The 18,375-nt window shown below is 71.7% G+C and carries 14 protein-coding genes; 7 read left to right on the top strand and 7 right to left on the bottom strand.

Annotated features, from left to right (window positions below; translation table 11 throughout):
• The first annotated feature begins 108 nt into the window (after positions 1-108).
• The 7 genes from PV963_RS36315 (at position 109) to PV963_RS36285 (ending at position 10,031) form a co-directional block, all read left to right on the top strand.
• A complete protein-coding gene (locus PV963_RS36315; RefSeq protein WP_274820706.1) occupies positions 109-1,917 on the top strand; it encodes a methylmalonyl-CoA mutase subunit beta in 1,809 nt (602 codons plus the stop codon).
• Positions 1,917-4,109 (top strand): methylmalonyl-CoA mutase, encoded by a 2,193-nt coding sequence (gene scpA / locus PV963_RS36310; RefSeq protein ID WP_274820705.1) that lies wholly within the window; start codon positions 1,917-1,919, stop codon positions 4,107-4,109. Before PV963_RS36315 ends, scpA begins: the two co-directional genes overlap by 1 nt.
• Positions 4,106-5,098, top strand: a complete 993-nt coding sequence (meaB, locus tag PV963_RS36305) for a methylmalonyl Co-A mutase-associated GTPase MeaB (protein WP_274820704.1) — start codon at positions 4,106-4,108, stop codon at positions 5,096-5,098. Before scpA ends, meaB begins: the two co-directional genes overlap by 4 nt.
• A 72-nt stretch (positions 5,099-5,170) precedes the next feature.
• Positions 5,171-6,625 carry an argininosuccinate synthase gene (gene argG / locus PV963_RS36300; protein ID WP_274820703.1) on the top strand — a complete coding sequence of 485 codons (1,455 nt, stop codon included), beginning with the start codon at positions 5,171-5,173 and terminating at the stop codon, positions 6,623-6,625.
• Positions 6,626-6,892: 267 nt separating this feature from the next.
• A complete protein-coding gene (locus PV963_RS36295; RefSeq protein ID WP_274820702.1) occupies positions 6,893-7,282 on the top strand; it encodes a DUF4333 domain-containing protein in 390 nt (129 codons plus the stop codon).
• Between the two features lie 25 nt (positions 7,283-7,307).
• Positions 7,308-7,991: an ABC transporter ATP-binding protein gene (locus PV963_RS36290; RefSeq protein ID WP_274820701.1), complete on the top strand. Its 684-nt coding sequence runs from the start codon at positions 7,308-7,310 to the stop codon at positions 7,989-7,991.
• A 27-nt stretch (positions 7,992-8,018) separates the two neighbouring features.
• Positions 8,019-10,031 (top strand): FtsX-like permease family protein, encoded by a 2,013-nt coding sequence (locus PV963_RS36285; protein WP_274820700.1) that lies wholly within the window; start codon positions 8,019-8,021, stop codon positions 10,029-10,031.
• A 3-nt stretch (positions 10,032-10,034) separates the two neighbouring features.
• Here the strand turns inward: PV963_RS36285 and pntB are convergent, their stop codons facing one another.
• The 7 genes from pntB to PV963_RS36250 form a co-directional block, all read right to left on the bottom strand.
• Positions 10,035-11,486, bottom strand: coding sequence for a Re/Si-specific NAD(P)(+) transhydrogenase subunit beta (gene pntB / locus PV963_RS36280; RefSeq protein ID WP_274820699.1), 1,452 nt, complete (start codon positions 11,484-11,486; stop codon positions 10,035-10,037).
• Between the two features lie 6 nt (positions 11,487-11,492).
• Positions 11,493-13,046: a Re/Si-specific NAD(P)(+) transhydrogenase subunit alpha gene (locus PV963_RS36275; protein ID WP_274820698.1), complete on the bottom strand. Its 1,554-nt coding sequence runs from the start codon at positions 13,044-13,046 to the stop codon at positions 11,493-11,495.
• Between the two features lie 367 nt (positions 13,047-13,413).
• Positions 13,414-13,866, bottom strand: a complete 453-nt coding sequence (locus PV963_RS36270) for a VOC family protein (RefSeq protein ID WP_274820697.1) — start codon at positions 13,864-13,866, stop codon at positions 13,414-13,416.
• Positions 13,867-13,930: 64 nt separating this feature from the next.
• Positions 13,931-14,758, bottom strand: coding sequence for a helix-turn-helix domain-containing protein (locus PV963_RS36265; protein ID WP_274820696.1), 828 nt, complete (start codon positions 14,756-14,758; stop codon positions 13,931-13,933).
• 21 nt (positions 14,759-14,779) lie between these two features.
• Complete coding sequence (locus PV963_RS36260; RefSeq protein ID WP_274820695.1) at positions 14,780-16,441, bottom strand: glycoside hydrolase family 13 protein; 1,662 nt, start codon at positions 16,439-16,441, stop codon at positions 14,780-14,782.
• A gap of 30 nt (positions 16,442-16,471) precedes the next feature.
• Positions 16,472-17,305 carry a carbohydrate ABC transporter permease gene (locus tag PV963_RS36255; protein ID WP_274820694.1) on the bottom strand — a complete coding sequence of 278 codons (834 nt, stop codon included), beginning with the start codon at positions 17,303-17,305 and terminating at the stop codon, positions 16,472-16,474.
• Positions 17,302-18,369, bottom strand: a complete 1,068-nt coding sequence (locus PV963_RS36250) for a carbohydrate ABC transporter permease (RefSeq protein ID WP_274820693.1) — start codon at positions 18,367-18,369, stop codon at positions 17,302-17,304. The genes PV963_RS36255 and PV963_RS36250 overlap by 4 nt, the downstream gene beginning before the upstream one ends.
• Between the last annotated feature and the right edge of the window lie 6 nt (positions 18,370-18,375).

Here is an 18,375-nt window from a genome sequence, read left to right as displayed (position 1 = left end):
CCCGGGCACGGGCTGGCGGAGGGGAGATCGGGATCACAGAAACGGGGAGGGAAAGGTCACAGCCGTGACCTCTGCTGCTCCTCTGTGTCCGTGTCCTAGCATCCGAGCATGACGGTCCTGCCTGACGACGGGCTCGAGCTGGCCGGCGAATTCCCTGATGTGCCCCATGAGCAGTGGCAGCGCCTTGTGGCGGGTGTGCTGCGCAAGTCGGGCAAGGAAGTGGAGGGCGCCGAAGCCGAGGAAGCCCTGTCCACCGCGCTGGAGGACGGGCTGCGCACCCGGCCTCTCTACACCGCGCACGACACCGCGCCCGAGCCGGGCCTGCCCGGATTCGCACCCTTCGTGCGGGGCGGCCGGGCCGAGGGGAACACGCTCGGCGGCTGGGACGTACGGCAGCGGCACACGGTGGCCGACGGCGGCGCGGTACTGGCGGATCTGGAGAACGGCGTCACCTCCCTGTGGCTGGGAGTGGGGGCAGGCGGCATTGCGGTGCCGGAGCTCGGCCGGGTCCTCGACGGCGTCCATCTCGACCTCGCCCCCCTCGTCCTCGACGCGGGGCGTGACACCGAGCCCGCCGCGCGCGAGCTGCTGCGGCTGTACGAGGAGCGCGGTGTCGCCCGGGAGGCGGCGCGCGGCAATCTGGGCGCCGACCCGCTGGGGCAGGAGGCCCTCAGCGGGCAGGAGGGCGACTTCGCTCCGGCGGCGGAGCTCGCGCGGCTGTGTGCCGAGGGGTACCCGGGGCTGCGGGCGCTGACCGTGGACGCGCTGCCGTACCACGAGGCCGGCGGCTCGGCCGCCCAGGAGCTGGGCTGCTCGCTGGCCACGGGAGTGGCGTATCTGCGGGACCTCACCGGGGCCGGGCTGAGTGTCGAACAGGCCTGTGCCCAGCTGGAGTTCCGGTACGCGGCGACCGCCGACCAGTTCCTGACGATCGCCAAGCTGCGGGCCGCGCGCCGGCTGTGGGCGCGGGTGGCCGAGGTCTGCGGGGCGCCGCGTGCGGGGGCGCAGCTCCAGCACGTCGTGACGTCCGAGGTGATGATGACGCGCCGCGATCCGTGGGTGAACATGCTGCGCACGACCATCGCCACGCTGGCCGCCGGGGCGGGCGGGGCCGACTCGGTCACCGTGCTGCCCTTCGACCACGCCCTCGGCCTGCCGGACGCGTTCGCACGCCGTATCGCCCGCAACACCTCCACGATCCTCATCGAGGAGTCGCATCTGTCCCGGGTGATCGACCCGGCGGGCGGCTCCTGGTACGTGGAGCGGCTCACGGACGAACTCGCCCACGCGGGCTGGGAGTTCTTCCGGCGGATCGAGCGGCTCGGCGGCATGGCTGCGGCCCTGCGGTCGGGGGACCTCGCGAGGGACCTGGCCGACACCTGGCAGGCCCGCCGTACGAAGCTCGCGAAGCGGCGCGAACCCGTCACGGGCGTCAGCGAGTTCCCGTATCTCGCGGAGAAGCCGGTCGTCCGCGAGAGCCCGCCCGAGCCGCCGTCGGGCGGGCTGCCGCGGGTGCGCCGCGACGAGGAGTACGAGGCGCTGCGCGCCCGCTCCGACGCCCACCTCGCGAAGACCGGCTCCCGGCCCCGGATCTTCCTCGCCGCGATCGGCCCGGCCGCCGCCCACACCGCACGCCTCACCTTCGCCTCGAACCTCTTCCAGGCGGGCGGCATCGAGCCCGTCACGGACGGCACCTTCGAGGACAGCGGCGCGACCGAGGCCGTGCTGTGCTCCAGCGACGCGCTGTACGAGGAGAAGGCGGCGCAGGTGGCCACCGAACTGCGATCGGCCGGCGCCTCGCACGTGTTCCTCGCGGGCCGTCCCGGGCAGTACGCCGGTGTCGACGCGTACGTCTTCGCGGGCTGCGATGCCGTGGCCGTGCTCTCCGCGACCCTCGACCGCATGGGAGTGTCCTGATGACCGCCCCCTTGGACCGTTCCGTCCCCGACTTCTCCGGGATCGAGCTGGGGACCCCGGCCTGCGACGGCGGCCCCGACGAGTGGCGTACGGCGGTCAAGAACGCCTCCGGCGGTGACGACCTGCTCTGGGAGACCCCGGAGGGCATCGCGGTCAAGCCGCTGTACACCGGGCGTGACCTGGAAGGCCTGGACTTCCTGGACACGTACCCGGGCGCGGCGCCGTATCTGCGGGGCCCGTATCCGACGATGTACGTCAACCAGCCCTGGACGATCCGCCAGTACGCCGGTTTCTCCACGGCCGAGGAGTCGAACGCCTTCTACCGGCGCAACCTCGCGGCCGGGCAGAAGGGCCTGTCGGTCGCCTTCGACCTGCCCACGCACCGGGGTTATGACAGTGACCACCCGCGCGTGACCGGTGACGTCGGCATGGCGGGCGTGGCCATCGACTCGATCTACGACATGCGGCAGTTGTTCGACGGGATCCCGCTGGACAAGATGACGGTGTCGATGACGATGAACGGCGCCGTGCTGCCGGTGCTGGCGCTGTACATCGTGGCGGCGGAGGAGCAGGGCGTACCGCCGGAGAAGCTGGCGGGGACCATCCAGAACGACATCCTCAAGGAGTTCATGGTCCGCAACACCTACATCTATCCGCCGAAGCCGTCGATGCGGATCATCTCCGACATCTTCGCCTTCACCTCGCAGCGGATGCCGCGCTACAACTCCATCTCCATCTCCGGCTATCACATCCAGGAGGCGGGCGCGACGGCCGATCTGGAGCTGGCGTACACGCTCGCGGACGGGGTGGAGTACATCCGGGCGGGCCGTGAAGCCGGCCTGGACGTGGACGCGTTCGCGCCCCGGCTGTCGTTCTTCTGGGCGATCGGCATGAACTTCTTCATGGAGGTCGCCAAGTTGCGGTCGGCGCGGCTGCTGTGGGCGAAGCTGGTGAAGCAGTTCGACCCGAAGAACGCCAAGTCCCTGTCGCTGCGCACCCATTCGCAGACCTCGGGCTGGTCGCTGACCGCGCAGGACGTGTTCAACAACGTGACGCGCACGTGCGTCGAGGCCATGGCGGCGACGCAGGGGCACACGCAGTCGCTGCACACCAATGCCCTCGACGAGGCGCTGGCCCTGCCCACCGACTTCTCGGCGCGCATCGCCCGCAACACGCAGCTGCTGCTCCAGCAGGAGTCCGGCACGAACCGCGTGATCGACCCGTGGGGCGGCAGCGCCTACGTCGAGCGGCTGACGTACGACCTCGCCCGGCGGGCCTGGCAGCACATCCAGGAGGTCGAGCAGGCGGGCGGCATGGCCAAGGCCATCGACGCGGGTATCCCGAAGCTGCGCATCGAGGAGGCCGCGGCCCGCACGCAGGCTCGGATCGACTCCGGGCGGCAGCCGGTCATCGGCGTCAACAAGTACCGCGTCGAGACCGACGAGCAGATCGACGTCCTGAAGGTCGACAACTCCTCGGTGCGCGCCCAGCAGATCGAGAAGCTGCGGCGGCTGCGGGCGGAGCGGGACGAGAGGGCGTGCCAGGACGCGCTGGAGGCGCTGACCCGGGCCGCCGGCGGTGAGGGCAACCTGCTGGAGCTGGCGGTGCACGCGGCCCGCGCGAAGGCGACCGTCGGGGAGATCTCCGACGCCCTGGAGAGGGTGTACGGCCGGCACGCGAGCCAGATCCGTACGATCTCCGGCGTGTACCGCAACGAAGCAGGGGAGTCCCCGTCCGTGGACCGCACCCGAGCACTGGTCTCCGACTTCGAGGAGGCCGAGGGCCGCCGCCCGCGCATCCTGGTCGCGAAGATGGGCCAGGACGGGCACGACCGCGGCCAGAAGGTGATCGCGACCGCCTTCGCCGACCTCGGCTTCGACGTGGACGTCGGCCCGCTGTTCCAGACCCCGGCCGAGGTGGCCCGGCAGGCCGTCGAGGCGGACGTGCACATCGTCGGAGTCTCCTCGCTGGCGGCAGGTCACCTCACCCTCGTACCGGCACTGCGCGAGCAGCTCGCCGAGGAGGGGCGCGAGGACATCATGATCGTGGTCGGCGGGGTGATCCCGCCGCAGGACGTGCCGACGCTGCTGGAGATGGGCGCGGCGGCGGTCTTCCCGCCGGGGACGGTGATCCCGGACGCGGCGTACGACCTGGTGAAGCGGCTGTCGGACGGACTCGGGCACCACCTGTGATCGATGTCGACGCGTATGTGAAGGGCGTACTCGACGGGAAGCGGGCGATCATCGCCCGGGCCATCACGCTCGTCGAGTCGACCCGCCCCCAGCACCGGGTGCTGGCCCAGGAGTTGCTGACCGAGTTGCTGCCGCACAGCGGCCGGGCCCGGCGGATCGGGGTCAGCGGGGTGCCGGGCGTGGGCAAGTCGACGTTCATCGACGCGTTCGGCTCGATGCTGACGGGGCTCGGGCACCGGGTGGCGGTGCTCGCCGTCGACCCGTCCTCCAGCCGTACCGGCGGCTCGATCCTCGGCGACAAGACGCGCATGGAACGGCTGGCCGTGGACCCGGCGGCGTTCGTCCGCCCCTCCCCCACCGCGGGCACGCTGGGCGGGGTCGCCAAGGCCACGCGTGAGTCGATCGTGGTGATGGAGGCGGCGGGCTACGACGTGGTCCTGGTGGAGACGGTCGGCGTCGGGCAGTCCGAGACCGCGGTCGCGAACATGGTCGACTCCTTCCTGCTGCTCACCCTCGCCCGCACGGGCGACCAGCTCCAGGGCATCAAGAAGGGCGTCCTGGAACTGGCCGACGTGATCGCCGTGAACAAGGCGGACGGCCCGCACGAGCGCGACGCCCGGGCCGCCGCCAGGGAGCTGGCGGGCGCGCTGCGGCTGATGCACGGCAAGGACGCGTTCTGGACCCCGCCCGTGCTCAGTTGCAGCGCCCGTGAGTCGAGCGGCCTGGACACGGTGTGGGAGCGCCTCGAACAGCACCGCACGCTGCTGGACTCCACCGGCCGCCTCACCGCCAAGCGCCGCGACCAGCAGGTCGACTGGACCTGGACCATGGTCCGCGAGGAACTCCTCGGCCGCCTGCACGCCGACCCGGCCGTACGGGCGCTGGCGCCGGAACTGGAACAGCGGGTCAGGGCGGGCGAGCTGACACCGACCCTGGCGGCGGAGCGGATTCTGGGGGCGCTCGGGGGTTCCGGCTCGGAGAGTTCCTGAGCTCGAACGGCAGGGGGAGCGATTCCACACACCCGGCTTGCATGACTATGCAAAGTGATACATACTCTTTCTATGTCCAAGGTCCTCACCTCCCTGCCCGCCGGCGAGCGCGTCGGCATCGCCTTCTCGGGCGGTCTCGACACTTCCGTCGCGGTCGCGTGGATGCGCGACAAGGGCGCCGTCCCGTGCACTTACACCGCCGACATCGGCCAGTACGACGAGCCCGACATCGCGTCGGTGCCCGGCCGCGCCAAGACCTACGGTGCCGAGATCGCGCGGCTGGTCGACTGCCGTGCCGCGCTGGTCGAGGAGGGCCTGGCCGCGCTGACCTGCGGCGCGTTCCACATCCGCTCGGGCGGGCGGGCGTACTTCAACACCACGCCGCTCGGCCGTGCCGTCACGGGCACGCTGCTGGTCCGGGCGATGCTCGAGGACGACGTCCAGATCTGGGGCGACGGCTCGACCTTCAAGGGCAACGACATCGAGCGGTTCTACCGCTACGGCCTGCTCGCCAACCCGCACCTGCGGATCTACAAGCCCTGGCTGGACGCGGCCTTCGTGACCGAGCTCGGCGGCCGCAAGGAGATGTCGGAGTGGCTGCTCGCCCACGGGCTGCCCTACCGCGACAGCACGGAGAAGGCGTACTCCACCGACGCCAACATCTGGGGCGCCACGCACGAGGCGAAGACCCTGGAGCACCTGGACACCGGTGTCGAGACCGTCGAGCCGATCATGGGCGTGAAGTTCTGGGACCCCGAGGTCCAGATCGCAACCGAGGACGTGACGATCGGCTTCGAGCAGGGCCGGCCCGTGACGATCAACGGCAAGGAGTTCTCCTCCCCCGTCGACCTGGTCATGGAGGCCAACGCCATCGGCGGCCGGCACGGCCTGGGCATGTCGGACCAGATCGAGAACCGGATCATCGAGGCCAAGAGCCGCGGCATCTACGAGGCCCCGGGCATGGCCCTGCTGCACGCCGCGTACGAGCGTCTGGTCAACGCGATCCACAACGAGGACACCCTCGCCCAGTACCACACCGAGGGACGGCGGCTCGGCCGGCTGATGTACGAGGGCCGCTGGCTGGACCCGCAGGCGCTGATGATCCGCGAGTCGCTCCAGCGCTGGGTCGGCGCTGCCGTCACCGGCGAGGTGACGCTGCGGCTGCGGCGCGGTGAGGACTACTCGATCCTCGACACGACGGGTCCGGCCTTCAGCTACCACCCGGACAAGCTGTCCATGGAGCGCACGGAGGACTCCGCGTTCGGCCCGGTGGACCGGATCGGCCAGCTCACCATGCGCAACCTGGACATCGCCGACTCCCGCGCCAAGCTGGAGCAGTACGCCGGCATCGGCCTGATCGGCACGGGCAGCCCGACCATCGGCGCCTCCCAGGCGGCCGCGACCGGGCTGATCGGCACCATGCCGGAGCTGCCGCAGGGCGGCGCCGAGGCCATCGCCTCGCGGGGCGAGGTCTCCGAGCAGGACGCGTGGCTGGACCGCGCCGCGATGGACTCCGGCACGGACTGATCGCTTTCGGTGCCCCGTGAGACAGGGCGTCGCAGAAGAGGTCGGCCCGGCACCCAGAGTGCCGGGCCGGCCCTTTGTCTGCCCCGGGACTCCTTGTCTGTCCAGGGCCTCGCGGCCGCGGGCGAGTGATCGGCCGAACGGCCGAGGGCCGGTGCGGCGGCAGTCTCCGTGCTCTGGCCGAATGGCCGAGGCGAGCGCCCGCGTACCCGGGTGAGAGTGGAGCCACTTCCTCTACCCGATCACCAGATCTCCCCCCAGGAGTACGAGATGCAGCGCGGTTTCCTCGTCGGTGCCGTCGGCGGCGTGGCCGCCATGGCCGCCGCGGGCGGGGTGCTCACCCATCTCCTGGCCGCCAAGGACGTGCAGTACACCACGGTCGACCCCTACCCCGGGCAGCCCCACGTGAAGGTGGACGGCCACCCGGCGGTGGACAGGACGATCCTCGAGGCCCGTATCGAGGGCTGGTACCACCCGCTGCCGTGGGTCGGGAAGGACATCGGCAAGGTGTCCTGCCCGGCGCATCTGAAGGCGGTGGCCGGTGCGACCGGGACGTGCACGGCGCGGGCCGGGGGCGAGCGGGTCTCGATCCCCGTCCGCGTGATCAGGGTCGGGGGAGACCCCGCGACACCGCGGGTGACCTGGAAGTTCGAGCGCTGACACGCACCCGGGAGCACACCCAGTCATGAGCACTGTCCTGGCCGGCCACGGCCTCACGAAGAAATACGGCTCCACCACCGCGCTGGACGGCGTGGACGTCGAGGTCGGCGAGCGGGACTCGCTGGCGATCATGGGCCCGTCCGGCTCCGGCAAGTCCACCCTCCTGCACACCCTGGCCGGGATCATCCGGCCCGACGGCGGGCAGGTGCTGCTGCGCTGCGAGCGCATCGACGATCTCGGCGAGAACCGGCTCAGCGCCCTGCGCCGAAAGCGGTTCGGGTTCGTCTTCCAGTTCGGCCAGCTGCTGCCGGAGCTGCCCGCCGAGGAGAACGTCGCGCTTCCCCTGATGCTGGAGGGCGTCCCGCGCAAGCAAGCCGTCACCCGCGCCCGCCGCTGGTTCGCGCCGCTCGGCCTGGACGGCCTGGAGAAGCGCCGGCCCGGACAGCTCTCCGGCGGACAGGCCCAGCGGGTCGCCATCGCCCGCGCCCTGGTGACCGAACCGGACGTCGTCTTCGCCGACGAACCGACCGGCGCCCTGGACCAGAGCACCAGCGAGGAGGTCGTGCGGCTCCTCACCTCCGTCACGCGCGAGCAGGGCGCCGCCCTGGTCATGGTCACCCACGACGCCGACGTCGCCGCCCACTGCGGCCGGATCCTCCAGGTCCGTGACAGCCGGATCACCAGCCACAGCCAGTACACGGTCGTCTGACCCCAGCGCACGCCACCGGAGACCTCGATGCGTTCCCCCGTTCTTCCCCTGACCTGGCACCTCGCCCGGTCCGCCGGCCGCCGCGGCCTGCAGAGCCAGCTGCTCGCCGCCGGGGCCGCCGCCGTCGGCGCCTTCGTGCTGCTGGTGATGATCGCCGCGTGCCTCGGCTCCGGCGCCCGCGCCGACCGCACCGCCTGGCGCGTCCCGGACGCGGCACCCGCCGGGTCGGCGACCGCCGTCCAGGCCATGACCACGACCTATGTGCGCCACCGGCCCGTCACCGTCGTCAGTCTCGCCCAGCTCCCGGACCGGCGGCCCACTCCCGCACCGCCCGGCCTGAGCGCCTTCCCGAGGAAGGGCGAGGTGTACGTCTCCCCCGCCCTGGCGGGGCTGATCCGCGAACTGCCCGCGCGGCAGCTCGCCGACCGCCTCCCGAAGCCGGGGCGGTACGGCACGATCGGCGCCGCGGGGCTCGCCTCCCCCGACGAACTGGTCGCCGTCGTCGGACGCGCGCCCGGCGACCCCGCGGTCTCCAAGTCGGCCGAGAGCAACGGCTGGTACGACGAGGGCCAGACCGCCCGTGCCGGGATCACCGGCTTCGCCGGCTCCAGGCCGAGCATGTTCACGGTCGGCGACCAGCAGACGGCACTGCTCGGAGCCGTGCTGCTGATGGTGCCCGTCGTGGTGCTGGCCGCCGCGGCCGGACGGCTCGGCGCGGCCCGGCGCGAACAGCGGCTCGCCGCACTGCGGCTGGCCGGGGCCACCCCGCGGCAGATCCTCGCCATGACCGCGGCCGAGGCGGCGGCGGTGGGCGCCGCCGGTGCCCTCGCGGGCGCCCTCGCCTATGCGGTGCTGCTGCCCGCCCTCGCCGAGATCCCCTACGGCGTCGGCGCCTGGTACACCGGCCAGTTGTGGGTCGGTCTGCCGTGGCTCGCGGCCGTGGTACTGGGCGTCACCGTCCTGCTCACGGTCAGCGCGGTGACGATGCTGCGTCAGGTGGCGATGTCACCCCTCGGCGTGGCCCAGCAGGCCAACCCGCGCCGCACGCGCATGGTCCGGCTCGTGCTGTTCGCCGCGGCCCTCGTCTACATCATGGCGAGCGCGGGCGGAACTATGACGAACCGCCAGATGATCGCGCTGCTGGCGCTGTTCTACGGGGCGTTCTGGCTGTTCGGCCCGTGGGTCGTGGACCGGCTGGGACGCGTCGTGGGCCGTTTCGCCCGCCGTCCGACCACCCTGCTGGCGGCCCGCAGGCTCAGCGACGACCCGCGCGGCGCCTGGCGCACCGTCAGCGGCCTGGTCCTCGCGGGCTTCGTCGCCGGGTTCTTCTCCGTCAGCCAGCTGGGCGGCGGCTTCCCCGAGCACCCCGACCAGGTCGCGGTGATCACCGAGAACACAGCCGCCGCCCGGCACACCGCGACCGAGGCCCGCGCGCTGCTGGACCGGGCGGGCGTCGAAGCGACCGTGAGCACCGTGAGCGACGACGACTTCTTGGACAGCGTGCTGCTCGGCAACCCGGGCGTGGTCGCCCGGGTCTCCGGCGGCACCGAGCGGATCGACGCCGCCGCAACCGCCCTGACGCCGCTCGGGAAAGGCCGGTTCCCGGTCTCGCAGGACTACGTGTCCGCGCCCGACGCCACCGTCCTCGACCGCATCGCCACGGTCAGCACCGCCACACTGATCCTCAGCTTCCTCGTGGCGACGGCCTCCGCGGGACTGACCGCGGCGGCGAACGTCCTGGACCGGCGTCGCGTCTACGGCCTGCTGCGGCTGTCCGGCGCCCCGCTGAAGGTGCTGGACCGGGCGCGGGTCCGTGAGACGGTGCTGCCCCTGCTCGTCCTGGCCGGCGGCACGACCGCCATGGGCGTCTTCGGCGGCTACCAGGTCAACGAGGCGGCCGGCTCCACCATGAACGGCGCCGGCGCGCTCCTGCTCGCCGTCTGCGTGACCGTCGGCGCGCTGGCGATCCTCGCCGCGATCGGCGGCAGCAGGCCGCTGCTGCGCAGGGTGACGGCCGACCCGGCGCAGACCGCGGACTGAGGTTCAGCGCGTGGTGCCGGCCATCTCCGGGACGGGCGTGTCGAGGGCGTCCAGGCTGCGCAGGATGTCCTCCACACGCTGCTTGGCGTCGCCGAAGAGCATCTGGCTGTTCTCCCGGAAGAACAGCGGGTTCTGCACACCGGCGTACCCGGCGGCCATGGACCGCTTGAAGACGACCACGTTGGCCGCCTCCCACACGTGCAGCACCGGCATCCCGGCGATGGGGCTGGCCGGGTTGTCGGTGGCGGCCGGATTGACGGTGTCGTTGGCGCCGATGACCAGGACGACCGAGGTGGCGGCGAAGTCGTCGTTGATCTCGTCCATTTCCAGGACGATGTCGTACGGCACGTTCGCCTCGGCGAGCAGCACGTTCATGTGCCCGGGCAGCCGGCCGGCGACGGGGTGGATGCCGAAGCGCACCTCGACGCCCCGCTCGCGCAGCTTGCGCGCCAGCTCGGCGACCGGGTACTGGGCCTGCGCGACGGCCATGCCGTAGCCCGGCGTGATGATCACCGAGGAGGCGTCGCGCAGGAGTTCCGCGGTCTCCTCCGCGCTGATCTCCCGGTGCTCCCCGTGCTCGCCGTCGTCGGCCGCCGCGGCCGGCGTCCCGAAGCCGCCCGCGATCACCGAGATGAAGGAGCGGTTCATCGCCTTGCACATGATGTACGACAGGTAGGCACCGGAGGAGCCGACCAGCGCGCCGGTGACGATGAGCAGGTTGTTGGCGAGCAGGAAGCCCGAGGCCGCGGCGGCCCAGCCGGAGTAGCTGTTGAGCATGGAGACGACCACCGGCATGTCACCGCCGCCGATGGAGGCGACCAGGTGCGCGCCCAGGGCGAGGGCGATGACGGTGACCGCGATGAGCAGGCCGATGTGGGGGCGTGCCACGAACGCGACGGTGAGCGCGACGAACGCGACCAGGGCGCCCACGTTGAGGACGTGCTTGCCGGGCAGCGTCAGCGGGCGGGAGTTGATGCGCGCCGAGAGCTTCAGGTACGCGACGACCGAGCCCGTGAAGGTGACGGCGCCGATGAACACCCCGATGAACACCTCGGCGTGGTGGATGCCGAGCAGCGAACCGGTGAGCTCCTCACCGCCGTGGCCCCCGGCGTCGACGTCGAGGTAGCCGTTCCAGCCGACGAACGCGGCGGCGAGGCCGACGAGGCTGTGCATGATGGCGATCAGCTCCGGCATGCCGGTCATCTCGACCACCCGGGCCCGCCACAGTCCGATGCCCGCGCCGACGGCCGTGGCGACGGCGATCAGCACGAGACCGGTGGCGGTGATGCTCTTCGAGGCGAGACCGACGGTGGCCGCCAGGGCGACGGCCATGCCCGCGATGCCCCAGACGACTCCCGAGCGGGAGGTCCGGTGCTGCGAGAGCCCGGCGAGGCTGAGGATGAACAGCAACGCGGCGACGACGTAGGCGGCTTCTGAGGCCGTGACTGTGGTCATCCGTGATCAGCCCTTCGAGAACATGCCGAGCATCCGGCGGGTGACGGCGAATCCGCCGAAGATGTTGATGCTCGCCAGCAGGATCGCGGCGAACGACAGCACGGTGACGGCGGTGTTCCCGTGCCCGATCTGGAGCAGCGCGCCGACCACGACGATCCCGGAGATGGCGTTGGTGACCGACATCAGCGGGGTGTGCAGCGCGTGGTGCACATTGCCGATGACGTAGAAGCCGATGACGATCGCCAGCACGAACACCGTGAAGTGGCCGATGAGTTCGCTCGGTGAGAAGGCCGTCACGAGGAACAGCGCGAGCGCCCCGGCACCGACGAGTGCATACGAGGACCACGCGGGGCGGGCGGGCTTCGCCGGCGGGGCGGAGGGCTCGGCCGGTTCCGTGCCGCCGGCGGGGGCGGGCGCGGCGGACACCTCGACCGGGGGCGGCGGCCAGGTCTTCTCGCCGTCGCGGACCACGGTCATCGACCGCTGCACCACGTCGTCGAAGTCGAGGACGAGCCGGCCGTCCTTGCCCGGGGTGAGCAGCTTCATCAGGTTGACGACGTTGGTGCCGTACAGCTGCGAGGCCTGGGCCGGGAGCCTGCCGGGCAGGTCGGTGTAGCCGATGATCGTCACGTCGTTGTCGGTGACGACCGCCTTCCCGGCGACCGTGCCCTCGACGTTGCCGCCCTGGGCCGCCGCCATGTCGACGATCACGCTGCCGGACTTCATCCGCGCGACGTCCTCGGCGGTGATGAGCCTCGGCGCCGGGCGGCCCGGGATGAGCGCGGTGGTGATGATGATGTCGACGTCGGCGGCCTGCTCGGAGTACAGCTGCGCGGCGAGCCGGTCGTAGTCCTCCGAGGTGGCCCTCGCGTAACCGTCGGTGCTCACCTCCTGCTCGACGCCCACCGACAGGAACTCCCCGCCCAGCGAGCGCACCTGCTCGGCGACCTCGGGCCGGGGATCGGTGGCGCGGACCACGGCACCGAGGCTGCGGGCGGCGCCGATCGCGGCGAGCCCGGCCACCCCGGCACCGGCCACCAGCACCTTGGCGGGCGGCACCTTTCCGGCGGCGGTCACCTGGCCGGTGAAGAAACGGCCGAAGGCGTGCGCGGCCTCGACCACGGCCCGGTATCCGGCGATGTTCGCCATGGAGCTGAGGACGTCCAGGGACTGGGCGCGCGAGATACGCGGCACGGCGTCCATGGCGAGCACGGTGATCGGCCGCCGCGCCAGCTCGTCGACCAGCTCCGGGTGCAGCGCGGGGCCGATGAGCGCGATCAGCGTCGCCCCGTCCCGCAGCCGGCCGATCTCCTCGCCGGAGGGGCCGTTCACCTTGAGCACGATCTCCGCCTGCCACGGGTCGCCGAGCCGGGCGCCTGCCTCCTCGTACGCCGCGTCGGAGAAGCGGGACGAGGCTCCCGCCCCCGGTTCGACCACCACCTCGTAGCCGAGCGCGGCAAGTCTCCCCACGGTGGCCGGCGTCGCCGCCACCCTGGTCTCGCCCGCGGTGGACTCGGCGGGTATGCCGATCCGCTGGGGTTCCGGTTCCGCTTCAGCCATCGTCTGCCTCTCTGTCGTTCGGCTGCCTGTTCTCCTTCGTGCCCGCATCCTGCACCTTCGACGCCGCGTCGGCGGCGGGCCGTGGTCACATGGCCGAGGAGGTCGTCCTCACACCGCCGAGGGGTTGCCGTGGGAGGCCCTCGGGGGTATCGCTGTGCCGCCCGGGGCGGAAGAGACTCTGATGCGTCACGCCACGGCCGGGCACATACTTCGCATTCTTCGCGGGCTTCGCGGTCGCCTCGCAGTGCGGCGGCCGCGAGGGCCAGGACGGCGTCGCTACCGGCAGCGTCACGGTGGCGGAGGCCCGCGGCTGCGATCCCGCGGCATGCCCACCGGCGACACGGGACACGATGAGCGCCGTCCGCATTCAGGTGAACAGGTCGGTCGTGCGCTTCTGGATCTCCTCCTGGGTCAGCTCCTCGATCGTCTGGGAGATCATCCAGAGATGCCCGAACGGGTCGGCGAGACGGCCGCCACGCTGCCCGTAGTGCTGGTCGGCGACGGGGTACACCACGCTCGCCCCGCCCCGCAGCATGGCCTCGGCCACGGCGTCGGCGTCGGACACGTCCAGGGCCATGATCACCGGGCTGCCGCCGAGCGAGGGCGGCGCCGGGTCGCTCTCGTCGGCGTCCTTGACCGCGATCACCGCGTCACCGAGCCGCAGCATGGCGTGCACGATCTTCCCGTCGGGGTCGGTGTACCGCTCGATCTCCTCGGCGCCGAACGCGGTCCGGTAGAAGTCGATCGCCCGGGGCCCGTCGGAGACCACGAGCCGGGCGTAGAGCCGGGTGAGGGAGGGCTTGTCGCTTGTGTTCGTCATGCCTTCACGATCGCCGGTCCGGGCGGCCGCGGATTGTAGAAAACGGTCGGCCGGGCGGGCCCCGTCACCCGCCGAGCGGAACGTGGTTGCGTTCCAGGGGCGAGCGCGGCGCGTACGCGGTCGGGGTGATCCCGGCGAGCGCGCGGAACTCGTGGATCAGATGCGCCTGGTCGTGGTAGCCGCAGTCCGCGGCGAGGACCGCCCAGTCCGGCTCCCCGGACCCGGCGTTCACACGGCTAAGCAACCGCTGGAAGCGCCGTACCCGCGCATACCGTTTCGGAGGGAGTCCCAGCTGTTCGGTGCACCTGCGGGCCAGCCGCCTGGAGGTCCAGCCGAGCCGGTCGGCGACCTCCCCCACGGGCGTTCCGCCATCGAGCAGCACCGCGGCGAGACGGACCGCCGGGTCAGGCTCCAGGGGACGTGCCGCCCGCCACAGCAGGACCGTCTCCAGCTCCCGCAGGCACGCCTCAGGGCCACCGGCGGCCATGGCCTCCAGCAGCCGCTCTCGCAGCACCGCGCCGTCCGTGCCCCACAGCTCGTCGAGCCCGGCGAGCCGATCGCGGACCGCGCTGACGGGGACGGTGAGGAACGGATACGCCCCCGCAGGACGGAACGCCACCCACACGACGGCGCGTTGCTGCGCCGGGTCGATCACCGACGGCTGCGTGTACGGCCCCTGCAGAGCCGCACCCCGGGTCCGCCTGTCCGACGAGCACAGAGCGTCCCCGTCGAGGTTCACCAGCAGTTGCGCCCCGCCCGTCGGCAGGGCCAGCTCGGCGGAGTGCGCGAACCGTCCCTCGGCATAGCCGAGCGCACCGATCAGCGGCGCGAGCGCCGGCGCCGTCGGCCGGACCGTGAGCGAGACGGGAATCTCCTCCGCCGTGCGAGCCATATGTCCAGCCTAGGATTACCGCTACATCGCGAGCCACACCGCCTGGTCGGGCCCCAGCACGCCGTCCTCGAGAGGGCCACTGGCCAGGAGGATCGCGGTGTGGCCGGGCAGCGCGTACGGCTCGGCGGAGAGGTTGACCACGCACAGGAAGCCCGGCTCGCGGGTGAAGGACAGCACCCCCTCGGGAGCGTCCAGCCACGTCATCGTGCCGTCGCCCAGGGCGGGGTGGTCGCGGCGGATGCGCAGGGCCGTGCGGTAGAGCTCCAGCATGGAGGCCGGGTCGCCGGTCTGTGTCTCGACGCTCAGTGCGGCCCAGTCGCCGGGCTGCGGCAGCCAGGGCTCGGCCGTGGCGTCGTCGGGGCTGAAGCCGTAGGGGGGCGCCTGGCCCGACCAGGGGATGGGCACACGGCAGCCGTCCCGTCCGCGGTCGGTGTGGCCGGAGCGTTCCCAGATCGGGTCCTGGAGGGCGGATTCGGGCAGGTCCTCGACTTCGGGGAGGCCGAGTTCCTCGCCCTGGTAGACGTAGGCGCCGCCGGGCAGGGCGAGCATCAGCAGGGCGGCGGCCCGGGCACGCCGGGCGCCCAGGTCGAGGTCCAGGGCGCCGCCGGGTTCGTACCGTGCGTTGGCCATCCAGCTCCGCGCGGCGGTACGGCCGTAGCGGCTGGGGTGGCGCATGACGTCGTGGTTGGAGAGGACCCAGGTGGCGGGTGCGCCGACCGCGCCGAGCATGGCGAGGGAGTCGTCGATGACGGCGCGCAGGTCCTTGGCGTCCCAACCGCACATGAGGAAGTCGAAGTTGAAGGCGGTGTGCAGGCCGTCCCGGCGGACGTAGGCGGCGAGCCGCTCGGGGGTGTCGGCCCAGGCCTCGGCGACGAAGGAGCGGTCGCCGGGGAACTCGTCGGCGACCTTGCGCCAGGCGCGGTATATCTCGTGCACCTCGTCGCGGTCCCAGTGCGGGTGGTCGAGGTGTTGCCGGGTCTCGTCCCGGCGGGTGAGCGGGCCCGTCACCGCGGGTTCGGCGCGGGGCGGCAGGTCGGGCAGCTCCGGGTGTTTGACCAGGCCGTGGGCGACGTCGATGCGGAAGCCGTCGACGCCCCGGCTGAACCAGAACCGCAGGATCGACTCGAACTCGGCCCGCACCTCCGGGTGTTGCCAGTTGAGGTCGGGCTGCTGGGGTGCGAACAGGTGCAGGTACCAGTCGCCGTCGGGCAGGCGGGTCCAGGCCGGGCCGCCGAAGCAGGAGACCCAGTCGTTGGGGGGCTCGGTGCCGTCGGGTCCGCGGCCGGGGCGGAAGACGTAGCGCTCGCGTTCCGCACTGCCGGGACCTGCCGCCAACGCGGCCTGGAACCAGGCGTGCTGGTCGGAGGTGTGGTTGGGCACGATGTCGGGGATGACGCGGATGCCGTGCTCGTGCGCCTCGGTGATGAGCCGCTCGGCGTCGGCGAGGGTGCCGAAGCGTGGGTCGATGGCGCGGAAGTCGGCGACGTCGTAGCCATGGTCGGCCATGGGGGACTTGTACCAGGGGTTGATCCAGATGGCGTCCACGCCGAGGGACTTCAGATACGGCAGCCGGGAGCGGATGCCGGCGATGTCGCCGACGCCGTCGCCGTTGTGGTCGGCGAAGCTGCGGATGTAGACCTGGTAGATGACGGCACTGCGCCACCAGGGTGCGGTGAAAGACACCTGCTGTGACTCCTTCTGCGGGGGGCGTGTCTACTTGGCGGCGCCGGCCGTGAGCCCGGCGACGATCCGGCGCTGGAACAGCAGCACCATCACGACCAGCGGAATGGTCACCACGACGCCCGCGGCCATCTGGCTGCCGAACGGGGTCTGGTACGTCGTCGCTCCCGAGAACTTGGAGATGGCGACGGTCGCGGTCTGCATGCTGGGCTTGTTGGTCATCGACAGGGCGATGAGGAACTCGTTCCAGGCGGCGATGAAGGTGATGATCGCGGTGGTGAAGATGCCCGGCGCGGCGAGCGGGACGATGACTCTGCGGAAGGCCTGGCCGCGGGTGCAGCCGTCGACCATGGCGGCGTGTTCCAGCTCGTCCGGCATCTGCCGGAAGAAGGTGGTCAGGTTCCACACCGCCAGCGGCAGCGTGAAGGACATGCTGGGCACGATCATGGACTGGTAGGTGTTGATCCAGCCGATGTCGGTGAACAGCTTCAGCAGCGGGACGACGATCGACACCACCGGGAACATCGAGGTGGCGATGATCAGCGTCAGGATCAGCCGCTTGAAACGGAACTCCAGCCGGGCCATCGCGTACGCGGTGAACGTGGCCAGCAGCAGCGACATCGCGGTCGTGATGCCGGCGACGATCAGGCTGTTGAGCAGCGCCCTGGTGAAGCCCTGGCCCGGGCTGAACACCGACCGGTAGTTCTCGAACGACACCGTGGAGGGGAACAGGGAGGTGCTGAAGATGTCGCCGGTGCTGCGGAGGCTGGAGACCAGCATCCAGTAGAACGGGGCCAGGCAGTAGGCCACCACCACGGCGATGCCCAGATGGGGCAGCCACTGCCGCCACTTGGCCGTGAGGGTCATGCCGCCACCTCCCGAACGCGGCGGCGCGGCACCCTGACCGCGTGGCTCTTGCGCTTCTTCGTCCCGCCGACGCCCCCGATGAGGTCGGCGCCGAGCAGCCGGACGAAGGCGAGCGCGATGAGGAAGACGTAGAGGAAGAGCAGGACCGCGTACGCGGAGGCCGGTCCGAAGCGGACGTTGGACGCCTCGTTCTGCGCGAGCATCGACAGCGTCTCGACGGAGCCCTTCTGGGCGCCGATGAGGATGTAGGGCAGGTCGAACATCCGCAGCGCGTCCAGGCAGCGGAACAGCACCGCCACCAGCAGCGCGGGCTTCACCAGCGGCAGCGTGATGCGCCAGAACTGCTGGAGGGCGCTCGCTCCGTCGAGCCGGGCCGCCTCGTAGACCTCCTTCGGGATCACCTGGAGGCCGGCCAGGACGAGCAGGCCGATGAAGGGGGCGGTCTTCCACACGTCGGCGATGACGACCGCGATCTTGGCGGAGAAGCCGTCGGCGGTCCACAGGACCTGGCGGCCGAGGAGGACGTTGGCGATCCCGTCGGCGTTGAAGATCCACTTCCAGAGCAGTCCGGAGATGGCCGTGGGGATCGCCCAGGGGACGAGGATGCTGGCCCGCACCAGGGACCGGCCGCGGAAGGCCCGGTGCATGATGAGCGCCATGGCGACGCCGATCACGGTCTCCAGCGACACCGTGACGACGGTGAAGAAGGTGGTGTTCCAGAAGGCGTTCCAGAAGCGGTCGCCGGCCTGGGTGAAGATGTCGGTGTAGTTCTTCAGCCCGACGAACGGCTCGGTGGCGCTGATGAACCCGGTCTTCGGGTCCAGCCCCTTCGTCCCGTACAGGGACTCGTCGAGGGCCATGAGCGTCGGATAGAGCACGACGATCGTCAGCACCAGGAGTGTCGGGGAGACGAGCAGCGCGGCCAGGCGGCCGGTGCCCGCGGTGGCCCGGGAGCGTGGACGACGCCGTGGGCGCTGGGGTGCCGGGGGCCGCCCGGGGCGGCGGGGGGCCGCCGTCCCGGGCTGGTGCGGGGCGGTGTCGGGCGGGATCGCGGTGTCGGCCATGACCCG

This window comes from Streptomyces coeruleorubidus (assembly GCF_028885415.1).
GTDB classification, from domain to species: Bacteria; Actinomycetota; Actinomycetes; order Streptomycetales; family Streptomycetaceae; genus Streptomyces; species Streptomyces coeruleorubidus_A.
The sequence above is the reverse complement of the archived record's forward strand: the minus strand, read 5'-3'. Positions and strand labels throughout refer to the sequence as shown.